This window comes from Enterobacter cloacae complex sp. P13B, assembly GCF_014895915.1.
Classification (GTDB): Bacteria; Pseudomonadota; Gammaproteobacteria; order Enterobacterales; family Enterobacteriaceae; genus Enterobacter; species Enterobacter bugandensis.
In genome coordinates this window covers 180600-197021 of record NZ_JADBQN010000010.1, presented here as the reverse complement: position 1 = coordinate 197021, position 16422 = coordinate 180600, and the positions used below count along the sequence as shown (strand labels likewise).

The following is a 16422-nucleotide window of genomic DNA, read 5'->3' as shown; positions in this document are numbered from 1 at the left end:
CGGATTGAGCAGCAGGAGGTCAGCACGATGGAAATCAAAACCGCATTTGAACAGCAACTGTTTAATGGCAAAAATTTTCACGTGGTTATCTACAACAAGACGGAGAGCGCCAGCGGTCTGCACCAGCATGACTACTATGAGTTCACGATTGTTCTGACCGGCCGCTACTACCAGGAGATCAACGGTAAGCGCGTCCTGCTGGAGCGAGGGGATTTTGTCTTCCTGCCGATGGGTTCCTATCACCAGAGCTTTTACGAATTTGGCGCGACCCGCATTCTGAACGTGGGCGTCAGCAGACGCTTCTTTGAGAAGCACTATCTGCCGCTGGTGCCGTTCTGCTTTGTGGCGTCCCAGGTATATCGTGTGAAAAACGAGTTCATGACCTGGATTGAAACGGTCATCGCCTCGCTTAACTTCCGCGACAATGAGTTTGATGAATTTATTGAAACGGTGACCTTCTACGTGATGAACCGGTTGCGGCATCACCGTGAAGAGCAGCAGGTGACGGATGATGTTCCACAGTGGCTGCGCAGCACCGTGGAACTGATGCACGATAAAGGCCAGTTCAGCGAAAATGCGCTGGAAAATATGGTATCCCTCTCGGGGAAATCCCAGGAATATCTGACCCGCGCGACGCAGCGTTATTATCGTAAAACGCCGGTGCAAATTATTAATGAAATCCGCATTAATTTTGCCAAAAAACAGCTGGAGATTACCAACTATTCTGTCACCGATATTGCCTATGAGTCAGGATATAGCAGTCCCAGCCTGTTTATTAAAACTTTTAAGAAGTTGACCTCATTCACACCGAACAGCTACCGGAAGAATTTAACGGTAATTAATTAACTTTCGGCGGATTACCCGCCATAAATATTGCTTTAATGGCTTGCCCAAATAGCGGGAAGAGTACGCTATACCTTGCAGGCGATTAACCTGATACGCTAAGGGAGATATTATGCAAAAGAAATTAAAAGTCGTAACCATTGGTGGCGGCAGCAGCTATACCCCAGAATTACTCGAAGGTTTTCTGAAACGTTATCATGAATTACCGGTCAGCGAATTATGGCTGGTGGACGTTGAGGAAGGTCAGGAGAAGCTGGATATTATTTTCGACCTGTGCAAGCGCATGGTTGAGAAAGCGGGCGTGCCGATGACCGTGCATAAATCCCTCGATCGTCGCCTGGCGCTGAAAGATGCGGATTTCGTTACCACTCAGCTGCGCGTCGGCCAGCTAAAAGCGCGCGAGCTGGACGAGCGTATTCCGCTGAGCCACGGGTATCTGGGACAGGAGACCAACGGCGCGGGCGGCCTGTTCAAAGGCCTGCGTACCATTCCGGTGATTTTCGACATCGTCAAAGATGTGCAAGAGATCTGCCCGAACGCGTGGGTGATTAACTTCACTAATCCGGCCGGAATGGTGACCGAGGCGGTATATCGTCATACCAATTTCAAACGCTTTATCGGCGTCTGTAATATCCCGATCGGCATGAAGATGTTTATCCGCGACGTGCTGGAGCTGACCGACAGTGACGATCTCTCAATCGATCTGTTCGGCCTGAACCACATGGTGTTCATTAAAGACGTCATCGTGAACGGAAAATCGCGCTTTGCCGAACTGCTCGACGGCGTGGCTTCCGGTCGCCTGACCGCGGCCTCCGTGAAGAACATCTTTGACCTGCCGTTCAGCGAAGGGCTGATCCGCTCGCTGAATCTGCTGCCGTGCTCGTACCTGCTTTACTACTTCAAGCAGAAAGAGATGCTGGCTATCGAAATGGGCGAGTACTATAAGGGCGGCGCGCGTGCGCAAATCGTTCAGAAAGTTGAGAAGCAGCTGTTCGATTTATATAAAGATCCGAACCTGAACGTCAAACCGAAAGCGCTTGAGCAGCGCGGTGGGGCCTATTACTCCGATGCAGCATGTGAAGTGATCAACGCCATCTACAACGACAAGCAGGCGGAGCACTATGTTAACGTGCCGCATCACGGCCATATCGACAATATCCCGGCTGACTGGGCCGTCGAGATGACCTGCATTCTGGGGCGCGAGGGGGCTAAACCGCATCCACGTATCACCCACTTCGACGACAAAGTTATGGGCCTGATCCACACCATCAAAGGCTTTGAAGTGGCGGCGAGCAATGCGGCGCTGAGCGGTGAACTCAATGACGTGCTTCTGGCGCTGAACCTCAGCCCGCTGGTGCATTCCGACCGCGATGCGGAGCAGCTGGCCAGCGAGATGATCCTGGCGCATGAAAAATGGTTGCCGAACTTTGCCGCCACGATTGAGAAGCTGAAGTTCAAACAACACTGAGAGGACGCGCAATGGAAAACCTGCTGATCGTTAATGCTGATGACTTTGGCCTTTCGAAAGGCCAGAACTACGGCATTATTGAAGCCTGTCGCCGCGGGGTAGTGACCTCTACAACGGCACTGGTGAACGGTGAGGCGGTTGAACACGCGGCGCAGCTGAGCCGCGAGGTGCCAGAGCTGGGTGTCGGCATGCATTTTGTGCTGACGCTCGGGATGCCGCTTTCGCCCATGCCGGGCCTGACGCGTGACGGTCTGCTGGGGAAATGGATTTGGGAGCTGGCGGAGCAGGACGCTCTGCCCCTCGAAGAGATTGCCCGTGAGCTGGACTGCCAGTACAACCGCTTTGTTGATCTTTTTGGCAAGGCGCCGACGCATATCGACAGCCACCATCATGTGCACATGATCCCGGCGATTTTCCCGATTGTTGCGGCGTTTGCCCAACGCAAAGGCGTGGCGATGCGCGTGGATCGTGAGGCGCAGGGCGTGCCGGACTGTGCCGTGACAACAACTGAGGGGTTCAGCAGCGCCTTTTACGGTGACGAGATCGACGAAGCGCTGTTCCTGAAGGTGCTGGATGATTCTGCCGCGCGGGGGCAACGGTCGCTGGAGGTTATGGCGCATCCTGCCTTTGTCGATAACACCGTGCGTAAGAGCGCCTATTGCTGGCCTCGCCTGGCGGAGCTGGATGTCCTGACGTCGCCGTCGCTGAAGTATGCGATTGCCGAGCGTGGGTATCGGTTGGGGACGTTTGGGGATCTGTAAGAAGTGCCGGGTGGCGCGGTAAAAGCAAAACGGTAACCTGGGTTACCGTTTTTATTGTTTTCTCCCTCTCCCGTGGGAGAGGGGCGTGGTGAGGGCATCAGGCCGCACAACCGGGAATGGTTTTTACGCCGGAATCTGATCGATCTTACTGCTGCGCGACCAGACGCGGTGCGCGGCGAGCAAATCAAACAGCTTCGTCATAAAGGCATCGTCAACGCTATCGCCCTCGACAATGCCGTCCTCACCCTGCTCGGCAACCTTCAGTTGCGCCTTAAACTGACGCGCGTCGCCGGACAGCGCAATGGGCTTCAGGTGCTTATAGGCTTCCAGCAGATAATAGATGGCATCACCGTTGTTGAGCAGGCTGGCAATATCCCCGCACGGCACAATCACCGCATCGACGGTCAGCGACGGCGCGCCGGCAAAGGTCGCCGCCACCGGCAGCACAGAACCATCGTCGGCGGTCACTTCACCCATGCGGGAATAGAGCAGTTTGGCGTGTACGCCCTGGGTTTTTAGCGCCTGCATAATCCCCAGCACGTCGCTGGCGCGGGTTTTGTCGTTCAGCAGGATGGCGACTACGCGGCCCTTAATTGAACCACCCGGCACCGCATACAGGCTCAGCGATGGATCTTTCTTCACGCCGTTAACCTCTTTCGGCGGCGCAAGGTTGCGCTGTTCGTCCGTTAGCGTGATGCCAAGGTTATCCGCCACGCTCTGGGCAAGCTGAATATCAATGTGCGCCAGCTGATCGACCACGCGCTCGCGGATGTAGGTGCGCACAACTTTGCTCAGTTCGAAGCTAAAGCCACCGATGATGTGCTGTTGCTCAATCGGCGTCTGGCTGTTCCAGAACAGGCGAGGGTGGGCGTAATACTCACCGAACGAGGGGCTGCGCTCGCGAATTTTGTTGCCGTCGATACGCTCCTGGTACGATTCGAATCCGCCGCGTTTCGGCCCCGGCGGGGTTTCTCGCGGCCAGTTGTCGTTGATGGAGTTCGGCTCATAGTTTGCCGGGTTGGTATCAATATCCTGACGGTGCATCCCGTCGCGCTGGAAGTTATGGTACGGGCAGGTTGGGCGGTTAATCGGGATCTCGTGGAAGTTCGGCCCGCCAAGACGGCTAATCTGCGTATCGGTATACGAGAACAGACGTCCCTGTAAGAGCGGATCGTTGGTGAAATCCAGTCCGGGGACGATGTGGCCCGGGTGGAACGCGGCCTGCTCGTTTTCGGCAAAGAAATTATCCGGGTTGCGGTTAAGCACCATTTTCCCCACCAGCTGAACGGGCACCAGCTCCTCAGGGATGAGTTTTGTCGGGTCAAGCAGGTCGAAATCGAACTTAAACTCGTCTTCTTCCGGGATCAGCTGTAAGCCCAGTTCATATTCCGGGAAGTCACCCGCTTCAATGGATTCCCACAGTTCGCGGCGATGGAAGTCCGGATCGCGCCCGGTGAGCTTCTGCGCCTCATCCCATACCAGCGAGGCTTTGCCCGCTACCGGCTTCCAGTGGAAGCGCACAAACGTAGCTTTTCCTTCCGCGTTGATCATGCGGAAGGTATGAATACCGAACCCTTCCATCGTGCGATAGCTGCGCGGGATCCCACGGTCGGACATCGCCCACATCACGTTGTGTAAGGTTTCAGGCTGCAGGGAGACATAGTCCCAGAAGGTATCGTGCGCACTTTGTCCCTGGGGTATGGCCCAGTGGGGCTCCGGTTTTACCGCATGGACGAAGTCAGGAAATTTATGCGCATCCTGAATGAAAAACACCGGGGTGTTATTGCCCACCAGATCGAAAATACCCTCTTCGGTATAAAACTTGGTGGCAAAGCCGCGGATATCACGCACCGTATCTGCCGAACCTGCGCCACCCTGCACGGTGGAGAAACGCACAAAGACCGGCGTGATTTTATCCGGGTCGGAGAGGAAATCCGCTTTGGTGATCGCTTTCAGGCTTTTATAGGGCTGGAAGTAGCCGTGCGCCGCAGAACCGCGCGCGTGAACGATGCGTTCCGGAATTCGCTCGTGGTCAAAATGGGTAATTTTTTCCCGCAGGATGAAATCTTCCAGCAGGGTCGGCCCGCGCGCGCCTGCGCGAAGGGAGTTTTGATCGTCAGCAATGCGTACGCCCTGATTGGTGGTGAGTGCAAAACCTTCGCCGCCTTTACGGTGTGGCTCAAGCGATTTCAGCTTCTCGTTTCCGGTGTCCGGCGATTTCATGCTTCCCGGCGCGGTTGGTTGTTCGCCAGGGGCTGATGGGCCCGGCGAGGGGCGGTGAGAGCCGTCAGCAGGGGCGAGAGAGTCCATACCCGGTTGAGATTCTTCAGTGCCATGAATCGGTGATTGATGTGATTTATCTTTGTTCGACATTGCACGCTTCTCCTTTATCCATTGCTAAAAACCCTATTAAGGATAGAACAATGTCGTGAGATAGCTCGCTAACTAAGCGTTTTTCACATGACGTTATTAACGAAAGGAGCCATCTCACCCACTCGGAGCGCGACGTAAGGCAGCAGGATCGGCTATCATAGAATTTTCCTGCTTCAAGAATTTGCTTTAGTGAATCCGTCGCTTATGAAACCTCTTCGTCAACAAAACCGCCAGGTTATTAGCTATGTGCCCCGCGTTGAGCCCGCGCCGCCTGACCATGCCCTGAAAGTGGATGGTTTTCGTGATGTCTGGCTGCTTCGCGGTAAATATGTGGCTTTTGTCCTGATGGGGGAACATTTCCGCCGGTCGCCGGCGTTTTCCGTGCCGGAGTCAGCCCAGCGATGGGCGACGCAAATCCGCCAGGATGAAGAGGTTGAAGAATAACAGCCATAAAAAAACCGCCATCAGGCGGTTTTTTTATTTCTATCGAGATTAACGGTGCGCCAGCTCGGCGTCGTCTTCACTTTCCAGAATGGCTTTGTCGGTCTGCTTCAGCCACTGGCTGGTCAGCGTACCGGCAGTCATGGAGCCGCTCACGTTCAGCGCGGTACGGCCCATGTCGATCAGCGGTTCAACGGAGATCAGCAGGGCGACCAGCGTGACGGGCAGGCCCAGCGCGGGCAGCACAATCAGCGCGGCGAAGGTTGCACCGCCGCCGACACCTGCAACGCCGGCGGAGCTGATGGTAACAATCCCGACTAGCGTGGCGATCCAGACCGGATCCAGCGGGTTGATACCCACGGTTGGGGCAACCATCACCGCCAGCATCGCCGGGTAGAGCCCCGCACAGCCGTTCTGACCGATGGTAGCACCAAAGGAGGCAGAGAAGCTGGCGATAGATTCCGGCACGCCCAGACGACGGGTCTGTGCTTCAACGTTCAGCGGAATAGACGCTGCGCTGGAACGGCTGGTGAAGGCAAAGGTCAGTACCGGCCATACTTTGCGGAAGTATTTCAGCGGGCTGACGCCGTTCACGCCCAGCAGGATACCGTGCACCACGAACATAATGCCCAGGCCCAGATAAGAGGCGACAACGAAGCTGCCCAGCTTAATGATGTCCTGCAGGTTAGAACCGGCTACCACTTTGGTCATCAGCGCCAGAACGCCGTATGGCGTCAGCTGCATGACCAGACGGACCAGCTTCATCACCCAGCTTTGCAGGGTATCAATCGCCGTCAGTACGCGTTCGCCTTTCGGCGCGTCGTCTTTCAGCAGCTTAAGCGCAGCCACGCCCAGGAATGCCGCGAAGATCACCACGCTGATGATAGAGGTTGGGCTTGCACCGGTCAGGTCAGCAAACGGGTTCTTCGGAATGAAGGAGAGGACCATCTGCGGAACCGACAGATCAGCCACTTTACCCACGTAGTTGGTTTGAATTGCGGTCAGACGCGCCGTTTCAGCGGTACCCTGAACCAGACCTTCGGCCGTCAGGCCAAACAGGTTGGTAACCAGCACCCCCACCAGCGCGGCAATCAGCGTGGTAAAGAGCAGCGTACCAATGGTCAGAAAGCTGATTTTACCCAGCTGAGTTGCGTTGTGCAGACGGGCTACGGCGCTCAGAATAGAGGCGAACACCAGCGGCATAACGATCATCTGCAGCAGCTGGACGTAGCCGTTACCGACAATGTTGAACCACTGAATGGACTCTTTCAGTACCGGACTATCGGAGCCGTAGACGGCGTGTAAGGCCAGACCAAACGCCACACCCATGACCAGACCGACCAGTACTTTTTTCGCCAGGCTCCACTGTTTGTGGCGCGCCTGCGCGAGAAGCAATAGTAATACGACGAACACGACTATGTTCGCGATGAGTGGAAAATTCATCCCCGTTCTCCTGATTTATTATGTGGGATCGGTTTTTCCCGATCCTGTTGGCGGAAGGTTAGCAGAAGTGTGATGTGGCGCTTATATCCAAATGGAATGGTTTATGACAAATGGAATGATTTTGTTGGTTTACTGTTCAATCTGGTGATGAATAAAACGATTGAACTGAAATTGCAGCGAATTGATCATCTGGGAAGACCAGCGCACTGCACTGTTTTCGGGCAAGGTTTGCGGCATCCAGACGGCGTAGGCGAACAGCGCCATGCACAGCACGCGTTCAAGCTGATTCCCTTTCTGTGGCGCAAGGATCGGAAAACGGAAACGCCAGCGGCAGGGCCACAGTAACGGCACGCCCGCGGGTGTCAGCATATCGGCGAGGATATGGCTTAAATAACCCAGCACCATGCCCTGAATGGCATCGCCCGGCACTATCCAGCTTTCGGGGACTTTTAAATAGAAAAGCGTGAGCAGGCCAAAAACGGCCAGCAGGCTGTGGGTAAACCCGCGGTGGCCGAACGCGCGGGCAATGGGCTTCGACACCCACTTCAGGCGCTGTCCGAGGAAGGATTTGGGGTGGTCAATATCGGGCAGCAGACAGGTTAAAACGGCGGAAGGGACAATATGCCACCAGTCTCCCTGTGCAAGCACGGGAGTAAGTTCTGCGTTTTTGGCAAATACTGCGCACGCAATTGAAAAAAGCAGGTGGCCTTCCGCCGTCATGATAAAACCCACGAAACTGTCAATTTATACAGTATAGGGTTTTTATACAGTGGGCGAAAGAGGTGACGGTGTAACTGTTTGTCACAAACGCGCCTCAGCGCGCCAGCCAGCCGCCGTCGACGGCTAAGGTGTGACCATTCACGTAATCTGATGCGGGGGAGGCTAAAAAGACGACCGGCCCCTGAAGGTCATCCGGTACTCCCCATCGACCCGCCGGGATGCGGTCAAGGATCTCCGCGTTACGCTGTTCGTTATCGCGCAGCTGCTGCGTGTTGTTCGTCGCCATGTAGCCCGGCGCGATGGCATTCACGTTGATGCCATGTAGCGCCCACTCATTTGCCAGCAGGCGCGTGATCCCCAGCACGCCGCTTTTCGAGGCGGTATACGACGGCACGCGAATGCCGCCCTGAAAGGAGAGCATAGAGGCGATATTGATAATTTTGCCGCCCTGGCCCTGGGCGATAAATCGCTTAGCGACCGCCTGAGAGAGGAAAAAGAGCGACTTGAGATTCAGGTTCATAACATCATCCCAGTCTTTTTCGCTGAACGTCAGAGCCTCCTCCCGGCGAATCGTCCCGGCATTGTTCACCAGAATATCAATTCGTCCCATCTCCGCCACGGCGGTGTCCACGACGTACTGAAGATTTTCCTGCTGTCTCAGATCGGCCCGAATAGCCACAAAACGTCTTCCCAGGGCGGTGACGGCGCTGGCCGTTTTCTCTGGAGCTTTGCGATTTACCCCAACGATATCGCAACCTGCCTGCGCCAGCGCAATAGCCATGCCTTGCCCCAGCCCGGTATCGCACCCGGTGATGAGGGCTACTTTGCCTGAAAGAGTAAAGGTGTCCAGTATCATACGCGCCTCACAAGCTGGTTATCGTCGTGTTGACGTTAAAGATAGGAGGCAGGGATGAGAAAAGCAAAAAAAATGAAACTGTGTTTTGTTTTTATCAGGCAGCATGACGCTGCCTGTAGGAGGGGCGCTATTCGCCGCGCAGGTGTTGTACCGTCAGTTCAGCCAGCGAATTCAGCTTAACGTCGGCAAGAGCATACCGCGGATCGTGGCGGTTTTCTTCATCGGGAACCACAATGGAGCGCATACGCGCGGCTTTGGAGGCCACCATGCCGTTTACTGAATCTTCCAGCGCGACGCAGGTAAGCGGATCAAGACCCAGCTTCGCGGCGCAGTCCATATAGACCTGCGGATGCGGCTTGCTGTAGGGCAGTTTTTCCGCAGACGCCAGGGCGTCAAAACTGTCGCGCAGCTCAAACATGATCAGCACTTTTTCCAGCATATGCAGCGGTGAAGCGGAAGCCAGGCCAACCTTCAGCCCCTGAGATTTGCACAGCGCGACAGCCTCATGTACGCCCGGCAAAAGCGGCTTGTTCTCCTCCACCAGCGCGATGGCGCGGCTGATAATACGCGAGGTGACTTCGTCGCGATCGGGCCCAACCCACGGCTGTTGGGCGTACCACAGGTCAACGACCATATCAATACGCAGGCCCAGCGTGTCGGGAAGTTCATTACGGCGACTGATATCAACGCCCAGGCTGGCCATCACGTCCAGCTCGGCGCGATCCCACAACGGCTCGGAATCAATCAGTAATCCATCCATGTCAAAAATAGCGGCAAGTATCTGGCGCGGTGTCGACATCACAACGTCTCCTTATCCAGGTGTTCGACAGACGATAAGTGCTAAGCACAGTCTGCAATTTAGCATATTGCTTTTAAAGAGCGGGCGAAATTGATGTCCAGCAGGTAGACTTAGGCTCAAATCACGCGTCTTTATGAAGAGGAACTGATGACGTATCAACAAGCTGGACGCATTGCTGTCTTAAAACGTATTGCAGGCTGGGTGATTTTTATTCCTGCCGTCATTTCTACGCTGATATCCGTGCTGAAGTTTATGTACGATCACAGCGAAAAACAGCCGGGCATTAATGCGGTAATGCTTGATTTTGCGCATGTCATGATTGAGATGGTGCGGTTTAACACCCCGTTCCTGAACGTCTTCTGGTTCAACTCGCCAACGCCGGACTTTCACCAGCAGCTGAATGTTGGGTTCTGGATTATCTATGCGCTGATTTTTATTGCGATGGCGCTGCAGGCATCGGGCGCACGAATGAGTCGCCAGACCCGCTTTTTACGCGAAGGGGTGGAAGATCAGCTTATCCTTGAGAAGGCGAAAGGTCCTGAAGGAATGAGCCGGGAGCAGATTGAATCCCGCATTGTGGTGCCTCGTCACACCATTTTCCTGCAAATTTTCCCGCTCTATATCTTGCCGGTTATCATCATCGTGGCGGGATATTTCTTCTTCTCTCTGCTCGGCTTTCTGTAACGAATTAGGGTGGCGGCAAGGCCACCCGTTTTGTCTTTAAGCCGCAAGCACGCGTTCAAGCGCGCGCTGGGCGTTGACCAGATGTTGCCCGCCAAAAAGAATGGCTCGGTTCATCAGCGTATAGAGCTGATACACGGGCTGGCGCTCAAGGAAGTCCGGCGGCAGGGGGGAGACAGACTGATAGCCATCGTATATTTGCGGCGGTTGTTCGGGATGCAGGGGCAACATGGCCAAATCGCACTCTCTGTCGCCCCAGTAGCAGGCCGGGTCGAAGATATACGGGCCGTTGGGGCCCAGCGCGCAGTTATCGGACCATAAATCACCGTGCAGCAAAGACGCCTGAGGCTGGTGGGAGGCCAGGCGCTGTTGCACATGCTCGACGATGGCATCAATGTTGCCAAATTCCAGCCCTTTCTCTGCGGCCAGTTCAAGCTGCCATCCGATGCGCTGCTCGGCAAAGAACGTCGACCAGCGGCGCTGCCAGGCATTGGGCTGCGGCGTGGTGGAAAGGTCGTTGTCGAAGTCGAGACCAAACTGGGGCTGGTCGCTCCACTGGTGCAGGCGCGCTAACTGTTGCCCGAGAATGAAGGCGTTATGGGCGTCCAACGGACGGGCAGGGAGATAGTCCATCACCAGAAAGCTGTAGTCCCGGTCACTGCCCACGGCCAGCACCTCAGGTACCGTCACCGTTTTACTGCGGGACAACAGTTCAAGCTGATCGGCTTCAGCGGTAAAAATCGGGAGCAGCTCTCGCTCGTCGCATTTAACGAACAGATCGCGTCCTGCGTAGCGTAAATGCCACGCGGCGTGAATTTCCCCGCCCGGCAGCTCGTTACGCAGTTCAATTTCACCTTCACCCAATTGCTCATGTAAAAGATGACTGATAGCCTGCCACATGTTGACTCTCCCATGTTGTCTGCCAGATCATAAAGTTAGCGCATAACTGCGGTAAAAAAATACGAACTAACGCACACCTGAGCGGATTAATTTCATGCAGGGCACTTATTGTTCTTTTTTCTGCCAGCGTTCCCACGTCTCCACGGTGATGTCGGCAGGCTTGTCGGTCACGCTTTCCACCAGGCTGGCGGCCAGCGCATGCACCTCTTCTTCACTCAGGGCTGCGATCAGGCCAAACGCCAGGGTGCCTAAATCATGAATATGACCTTCGTCATCCGTTAGCGTGAGCAGGAAATTCGCCCGTGTAAAGGCATTGTTGAGCTCGTTAAGCTCGGTCAGCGATGCTTCATGAAGGCTGATGGTCACGACGTAGCGGGTGATATCACCACTGCTCATAATTCACCTCGTTGTTATCCTGAAAGTTTTTTTAGCATAGTCGATACGCCATATTTGGCGACTTCCACAGATATCCCCCTCCGCCAGGAGGGGGATATATCGGTTAGCTTCGTGACAGGTAATCGACGATTTTCTGCGTATCGGCAAGCGAACACAGGCGCGTTCCCTGATTGATGGTGGCGGCACTCCCCGCCGCGACGCCATAGCGCGTCATCTCCAGAAGTGATGCGCCCTGCGCCAGCTTCAGCGCCATCGCGCCGACCATACTGTCGCCTGCGCCAACGGTGCTCTGGCTCTTCATTGGGGGCGGAACAACCTGCACAAAGCCCGTCTTGTCGACGGCCAGCGCACCCTGAGGACCGAGAGAGACGACAACGCGGTGCGCTTTGCCGCTGCGAACCAGTTCTTCAGCGGCAGTACGCACGTCATCCGGCTGGCTAAGTTCGCGATTAACAAGCGCACTCAGCTCTTTCTGGTTAGGCTTAACCAGCTCAAGCTGTCCGGGTTCTAATGCCGCCTGCAGGGCTTCGCCTGAACTGTCGACAATGCAGCGAATGCCGCGCTGAAGTACGGCATCAACCAGTGCTGTCAGCTTTTCTGTTTTGACACCTGGCGGCAGGCTACCGCTGATGACCAGCAGCGAGCCGCTTTCAATGGTTAGCACCTTCTCTTCCAGCTGACGAAACTCATCATCGCTCAGCCTGGCGCCTGGCATAACGAAACGATACTGTTCCCCGCTGGACTCAACGTGGACATGCAGGTTCTGCCGGGTCCAGTCTTTGGCGTCAACGGTATCCACGGCAACCTGTTCATCGGCCAGCAAGGCAACAAGATGCTCCCCCGTTGCACCACCGGCCGGAAAGATGGCAGTCGCTTTACCACCGAGGTGGGTAATCGCGCGCGCAACGTTAATCCCGCCACCGCCCGGCTCAAATACGGGTGCGCTACAGCGTAGTTTACCTTCCGGGTAAATCTGCGGCGTTATGGTCGCGGAGTCGAGGGAAGGGGAGAGCGTCAGCGTATAAATAGAAGCCATCATAACCTCCTTTTAGCATGGGTTCTTTTAAGCCTGGCACCGATCGACAGGAAGGCAATGTAAATAACAGTATGATTTTAAAAATGAATGCTGACATAAATGCGATGAGGGATATATAAAATAAAACGCGTTTTGAGATCGTTCTTATTCAAAAAATGAAATAAGAAAATATTGCTATGTTATTTGCGCCTTTTTATAATTTGTTACCTTTCTCTGGACGCCTTGTCATTGATCCTCAAGAAAGTTTCCGAGACCGTGGTGGTCTCTTTTTTTGTTGTACGGACTCCTTAAATAAAATGAAGCTTTTGAAGACAGTACCCGCAGCACTGATGCTGGCGGGTGGCGTTTTTGCATCACTGAATGCAGCCGCCGATGACACCGTTTTTACTGTCATGGACGATCCCTCCACTGCCAAAAAACCGTTTGAAGGTAACCTGAACGCCGGGTATCTCGCGCAATCGGGTAATACGAAAAGCTCTTCTCTGACGGCGGACAGCACCCTGACCTGGTACGGCAATACCACTGCATGGTCGCTGTGGGGGAATGCCAGCAACACGTCCGCTAACGATGAACGCTCATCCGAGAAATACGCGGTCGGTGGACGTAGCCGTTACAACATGACCGACTATGACTACATCTTTGGTCAGGCAAGTTGGTTAACCGACCGCTTCAACGGCTATCGCCAGCGCGATGTGTTCACCGCCGGTTATGGTCGTCAGTTCCTGAATGGTCCGGTACACAGCCTCCGTTTCGAATTCGGTCCTGGTGTCCGCTATGACGAGTACACCAATGGCGAAAATGAAACCCAGCCGCTGGGCTATGCTTCCGGCACGTATGCCTGGCAGATGACCGACAACACCAAATTTACGCAGGGTGTTTCTGTGTTTGGTGCCGAGGATACGACGCTGAATTCCGAAAGCGCTTTGAATGTGGCTATCAATGAACACTTCGGTTTAAAATTAGCCTACAACGTAACCTGGAACTCTTCACCGCCAGAAACGGCACCGGATCATACCGATCGCAGAACCACGATTTCGCTGGGCTATAAAATGTAATCATAGCGGGCCGATGAAAGTGTCGGCCCGTTTTCATTATTATGGTTAACCCGCGCCAATAAATTCTCATCACGCGCAACGGCATTTATTTTTATTTGTACTTAGCCCCAAATCATTGCCGCCCACCGAAATAACAGCATTGCACCGCAGATGGCAACCAGCACCAGCACCATTTTCCAGTGTTTTACGGCAAATCGTTTTGTTGGCATAACCTAATCCTTGTTCGTTGATACGCATAGTCTATCAAACGGGGCCAAAAGATGCGCCTTCCCGGGAGCGATCGAGTTATGCCAACAAGGGGTCGGCTCAGAACCAGTGGAATCGTTCGGCGAGGATCAACACTAAACCTGTTGCGGAAAGGATGTTCAAAATCACAACCGTTCTACTGGATACATTCATGGTATGCACCTGTTGATATAAAAGGCATGTTCAAGAGTAGCCCAGCATGTCTGAAATGCGAGCGCCGGAGAGATGCAATCTGCAAATTTACGCTATGTGCCAGCCCATCATTCTGGCTGCAGAGGGTGCAATCTCCTTGCTGATAGTGTTAACATTACGTCGCTTGCCGTAAATCCGCATTAATCTGAATTCGGCAGGTGCATGATGACGAACCAATTTGACGATTGTTGGTCAGATGGTGTCGTAATCTATTGTCAAATCACGATTATTTTCTTTGTATATGCTCTTATGTGTGGGGCATCACTGCAAATAAGGATATAAAATGCCTGTAATTACTCTTCCTGATGGCAGCCAACGCCATTTCGACCACGCTGTTAGCCCTATGGATGTCGCCCTGGACATCGGTCCTGGCCTCGCGAAAGCGACCATCGCCGGCCGTGTTAACGGTGAGCTGGTTGATGCGTCCGATCTGATTGAAAACGATGCGACGCTTGCAATCATCACCGCGAAAGACGAAGAAGGTCTGGAGATCATTCGTCACTCCTGCGCACACCTGTTGGGTCATGCTATCAAGCAGCTGTGGCCAAACACCAAAATGGCGATCGGTCCGGTTATCGACAACGGTTTCTACTACGACGTTGATCTTGACCACACCCTGACCCAGGAAGATATCGACGCGCTCGAAAAACGTATGCACGAGCTCGCCGAGACCAACTATGACGTCATCAAGAAGAAAGTCAGCTGGCACGAAGCGCGTGAAACCTTCGTCAAGCGTGGCGAGAGCTATAAAGTCTCTATTCTCGATGAAAACATTGCTCATGATGACAAGCCTGGCTTGTACCATCACGAAGAATACGTCGACATGTGCCGTGGACCGCACGTGCCGAACATGCGCTTCTGTCATCATTTCAAACTGATGAAGATCGCCGGCGCCTACTGGCGTGGTGACAGCAACAACAAGATGTTGCAGCGTATCTATGGTACCGCGTGGGCGGATAAGAAAGCCCTGAACGCGTACCTGCAGCGCCTGGAAGAGGCCGCGAAGCGTGACCACCGTAAAATCGGTAAGCAGCTTGACCTGTACCACATGCAGGAAGAAGCGCCGGGTATGGTGTTCTGGCATAACGATGGCTGGACTATCTTCCGTGAACTGGAAACGTTCGTACGTTCCAAGCTGAAAGAGTACCAGTATCAGGAAGTGAAAGGCCCGTTCATGATGGACCGTGTGCTGTGGGAAAAAACCGGCCACTGGGACAACTACAAAGATGCGATGTTCACCACCTCGTCCGAGAACCGTGAATACTGCATCAAGCCAATGAACTGCCCGGGCCACGTTCAGATCTTCAACCAGGGTCTGAAATCCTACCGCGACCTGCCGCTGCGTATGGCGGAGTTCGGTAGCTGCCACCGTAACGAGCCATCAGGTGCGCTGCACGGTCTGATGCGCGTGCGTGGCTTTACGCAGGATGATGCGCATATCTTCTGTACTGAAGATCAGGTTCGTGATGAAGTTAACGCCTGTATTCGTATGGTCTACGATATGTACAGCACCTTTGGCTTCGAGAAGATCGTGGTCAAACTCTCAACGCGTCCGGAAAAACGTATCGGTAGCGATGAGACCTGGGATCGCGCAGAAGCGGATCTCGCCGTAGCGCTGGAAGAGAACGGTATTCCGTTCGAATACCAGCTGGGCGAGGGCGCATTCTACGGTCCGAAAATTGAATTTACCCTGTATGACTGCCTCGATCGCGCATGGCAGTGCGGTACTGTACAGCTGGACTTCTCCCTGCCGCAGCGTTTAAGCGCCTCTTATGTTGGCGAAGACAACGAGCGTCAGGTACCGGTCATGATTCACCGTGCTATTCTCGGTTCTCTGGAGCGCTTCATCGGCATCCTGACCGAAGAGTTCGCGGGCTTCTTCCCAACCTGGCTTGCGCCAGTGCAGGTCGTGGTGATGAACATTACCGATTCTCAGGCAGATTACGTTAAAGAATTGACGCAGAAACTACAAAATGCGGGCATTCGCGTAAAAGCAGACTTGAGAAATGAGAAGATTGGCTTTAAAATCCGCGAGCACACTTTACGTCGTGTCCCGTATATGTTGGTCTGTGGTGATAAAGAGGTGGAAGCAGGCAAAGTTGCCGTTCGCACCCGCCGTGGTAAAGACCTGGGCAGCCTGGACGTAAGTGAAGTGATTGAGAAGCTGCAACAAGAGATTCGCAGCCGCAGTCTTCAACAACTGGAGGAATAA

General features: G+C 54.1%; 17 protein-coding genes. 7 read left to right on the top strand and 10 right to left on the bottom strand.

Annotated elements, in window-relative coordinates:
- Positions 1 to 3: 3 nt before the first annotated feature.
- The 3 genes from chbR to chbG all read left to right on the top strand — a co-directional run bounded on the left by chbR (position 4) and on the right by chbG (position 3072).
- A complete protein-coding gene (chbR, locus tag IM273_RS06350) occupies positions 4 to 846 on the top strand; it encodes a transcriptional regulator ChbR (RefSeq protein ID WP_028012801.1) in 843 nt (280 codons plus the stop codon).
- A 109-nt stretch (positions 847 to 955) separates the two neighbouring features.
- Positions 956 to 2311 carry a 6-phospho-beta-glucosidase gene (locus IM273_RS06345; protein WP_028012802.1) on the top strand — a complete coding sequence of 452 codons (1356 nt, stop codon included), beginning with the start codon at positions 956 to 958 and terminating at the stop codon, positions 2309 to 2311.
- A gap of 11 nt (positions 2312 to 2322) precedes the next feature.
- The gene (chbG, locus tag IM273_RS06340; protein ID WP_028012803.1) at positions 2323 to 3072 is read left to right on the top strand and encodes a chitin disaccharide deacetylase; all 750 of its coding nucleotides are present in this window, start codon (positions 2323 to 2325) and stop codon (positions 3070 to 3072) included.
- 123 nt (positions 3073 to 3195) lie between these two features.
- On the opposite strand, the gene katE is transcribed toward chbG, so the two are convergent.
- The gene (gene katE / locus IM273_RS06335) at positions 3196 to 5445 is read right to left on the bottom strand and encodes a catalase HPII (protein ID WP_059355094.1); all 2250 of its coding nucleotides are present in this window, start codon (positions 5443 to 5445) and stop codon (positions 3196 to 3198) included.
- Positions 5446 to 5613: 168 nt separating this feature from the next.
- Here katE and cedA point away from each other — a divergent pair, with 168 nt between their 5' ends.
- On the top strand, positions 5614 to 5889 hold the full coding sequence (gene cedA / locus IM273_RS06330) for a cell division activator CedA (protein ID WP_223239595.1): 276 nt from the start codon (positions 5614 to 5616) through the stop codon (positions 5887 to 5889).
- 48 nt (positions 5890 to 5937) lie between these two features.
- On the opposite strand, the gene tcyP is transcribed toward cedA, so the two are convergent.
- The 4 genes from tcyP to hxpB all read right to left on the bottom strand — a co-directional run bounded on the left by tcyP (position 5938) and on the right by hxpB (position 9704).
- Positions 5938 to 7329, bottom strand: coding sequence for a cystine/sulfocysteine:cation symporter (gene tcyP / locus IM273_RS06325; RefSeq protein ID WP_193050212.1), 1392 nt, complete (start codon positions 7327 to 7329; stop codon positions 5938 to 5940).
- A gap of 129 nt (positions 7330 to 7458) precedes the next feature.
- Positions 7459 to 8049 (bottom strand): metal-dependent hydrolase, encoded by a 591-nt coding sequence (locus tag IM273_RS06320; RefSeq protein WP_032644865.1) that lies wholly within the window; start codon positions 8047 to 8049, stop codon positions 7459 to 7461.
- A 94-nt stretch (positions 8050 to 8143) separates the two neighbouring features.
- Positions 8144 to 8905: a 2-dehydro-3-deoxy-D-gluconate 5-dehydrogenase KduD gene (gene kduD, locus IM273_RS06315; protein WP_193050210.1), complete on the bottom strand. Its 762-nt coding sequence runs from the start codon at positions 8903 to 8905 to the stop codon at positions 8144 to 8146.
- Between the two features lie 127 nt (positions 8906 to 9032).
- Positions 9033 to 9704, bottom strand: coding sequence for a hexitol phosphatase HxpB (gene hxpB, locus IM273_RS06310; RefSeq protein ID WP_028012808.1), 672 nt, complete (start codon positions 9702 to 9704; stop codon positions 9033 to 9035).
- Between the two features lie 147 nt (positions 9705 to 9851).
- Here hxpB and IM273_RS06305 point away from each other — a divergent pair, with 147 nt between their 5' ends.
- Positions 9852 to 10388, top strand: coding sequence for a YniB family protein (locus IM273_RS06305; protein ID WP_045261585.1), 537 nt, complete (start codon positions 9852 to 9854; stop codon positions 10386 to 10388).
- A gap of 36 nt (positions 10389 to 10424) precedes the next feature.
- On the opposite strand, the gene IM273_RS06300 is transcribed toward IM273_RS06305, so the two are convergent.
- The 3 genes from IM273_RS06300 to pfkB all read right to left on the bottom strand — a co-directional run bounded on the left by IM273_RS06300 (position 10425) and on the right by pfkB (position 12717).
- Complete coding sequence (locus IM273_RS06300) at positions 10425 to 11285, bottom strand: fructosamine kinase family protein (RefSeq protein WP_041910453.1); 861 nt, start codon at positions 11283 to 11285, stop codon at positions 10425 to 10427.
- Between the two features lie 105 nt (positions 11286 to 11390).
- The gene (gene ghoS / locus IM273_RS06295; protein ID WP_028012811.1) at positions 11391 to 11681 is read right to left on the bottom strand and encodes a type V toxin-antitoxin system endoribonuclease antitoxin GhoS; all 291 of its coding nucleotides are present in this window, start codon (positions 11679 to 11681) and stop codon (positions 11391 to 11393) included.
- 103 nt (positions 11682 to 11784) lie between these two features.
- Positions 11785 to 12717, bottom strand: coding sequence for a 6-phosphofructokinase II (gene pfkB / locus IM273_RS06290; RefSeq protein WP_041910452.1), 933 nt, complete (start codon positions 12715 to 12717; stop codon positions 11785 to 11787).
- A gap of 296 nt (positions 12718 to 13013) precedes the next feature.
- Between pfkB and IM273_RS06285 the strand changes: the two genes are divergently transcribed.
- Positions 13014 to 13772 (top strand): YdiY family protein, encoded by a 759-nt coding sequence (locus IM273_RS06285; RefSeq protein WP_028012813.1) that lies wholly within the window; start codon positions 13014 to 13016, stop codon positions 13770 to 13772.
- Between the two features lie 101 nt (positions 13773 to 13873).
- On the opposite strand, the gene yniD is transcribed toward IM273_RS06285, so the two are convergent.
- Both yniD and yncL read right to left on the bottom strand, forming a co-directional pair.
- Positions 13874 to 13981, bottom strand: a complete 108-nt coding sequence (gene yniD / locus IM273_RS06280; RefSeq protein ID WP_088205299.1) for a small membrane protein YniD — start codon at positions 13979 to 13981, stop codon at positions 13874 to 13876.
- Positions 13982 to 14078: 97 nt separating this feature from the next.
- Positions 14079 to 14171, bottom strand: a complete 93-nt coding sequence (gene yncL, locus IM273_RS06275) for a stress response membrane protein YncL (protein WP_071787459.1) — start codon at positions 14169 to 14171, stop codon at positions 14079 to 14081.
- A gap of 322 nt (positions 14172 to 14493) precedes the next feature.
- On the opposite strand from yncL, the gene thrS reads away from it, so the two are divergent.
- Complete coding sequence (thrS, locus tag IM273_RS06270; protein ID WP_028012814.1) at positions 14494 to 16422, top strand: threonine--tRNA ligase; 1929 nt, start codon at positions 14494 to 14496, stop codon at positions 16420 to 16422.

Excerpts from the sequence above, each read along its gene's own strand:
- IM273_RS06345 (WP_028012802.1), top strand. The coding sequence starts at position 956 with ATGCAAAAGAAATTAAAAGTCGTAACCATTGGTGGCGGCAGCAGCTAT.
- chbG (WP_028012803.1), top strand. The coding sequence starts at position 2,323 with ATGGAAAACCTGCTGATCGTTAATGCTGATGACTTTGGCCTTTCGAAA.
- katE (WP_059355094.1), bottom strand. The coding sequence starts at position 5,445 with ATGTCGAACAAAGATAAATCACATCAATCACCGATTCATGGCACTGAA.
- tcyP (WP_193050212.1), bottom strand. The coding sequence starts at position 7,329 with ATGAATTTTCCACTCATCGCGAACATAGTCGTGTTCGTCGTATTACTA.
- IM273_RS06320 (WP_032644865.1), bottom strand. The coding sequence starts at position 8,049 with ATGACGGCGGAAGGCCACCTGCTTTTTTCAATTGCGTGCGCAGTATTT.
- kduD (WP_193050210.1), bottom strand. The coding sequence starts at position 8,905 with ATGATACTGGACACCTTTACTCTTTCAGGCAAAGTAGCCCTCATCACC.
- hxpB (WP_028012808.1), bottom strand. The coding sequence starts at position 9,704 with ATGTCGACACCGCGCCAGATACTTGCCGCTATTTTTGACATGGATGGA.
- IM273_RS06305 (WP_045261585.1), top strand. The coding sequence starts at position 9,852 with ATGACGTATCAACAAGCTGGACGCATTGCTGTCTTAAAACGTATTGCA.
- IM273_RS06300 (WP_041910453.1), bottom strand. The coding sequence starts at position 11,285 with ATGTGGCAGGCTATCAGTCATCTTTTACATGAGCAATTGGGTGAAGGT.
- ghoS (WP_028012811.1), bottom strand. The coding sequence starts at position 11,681 with ATGAGCAGTGGTGATATCACCCGCTACGTCGTGACCATCAGCCTTCAT.
- pfkB (WP_041910452.1), bottom strand. The coding sequence starts at position 12,717 with ATGGCTTCTATTTATACGCTGACGCTCTCCCCTTCCCTCGACTCCGCG.
- IM273_RS06285 (WP_028012813.1), top strand. The coding sequence starts at position 13,014 with ATGAAGCTTTTGAAGACAGTACCCGCAGCACTGATGCTGGCGGGTGGC.
- yniD (WP_088205299.1), bottom strand. The coding sequence starts at position 13,981 with ATGCCAACAAAACGATTTGCCGTAAAACACTGGAAAATGGTGCTGGTG.
- yncL (WP_071787459.1), bottom strand. The coding sequence starts at position 14,171 with ATGAATGTATCCAGTAGAACGGTTGTGATTTTGAACATCCTTTCCGCA.
- thrS (WP_028012814.1), top strand. The coding sequence starts at position 14,494 with ATGCCTGTAATTACTCTTCCTGATGGCAGCCAACGCCATTTCGACCAC.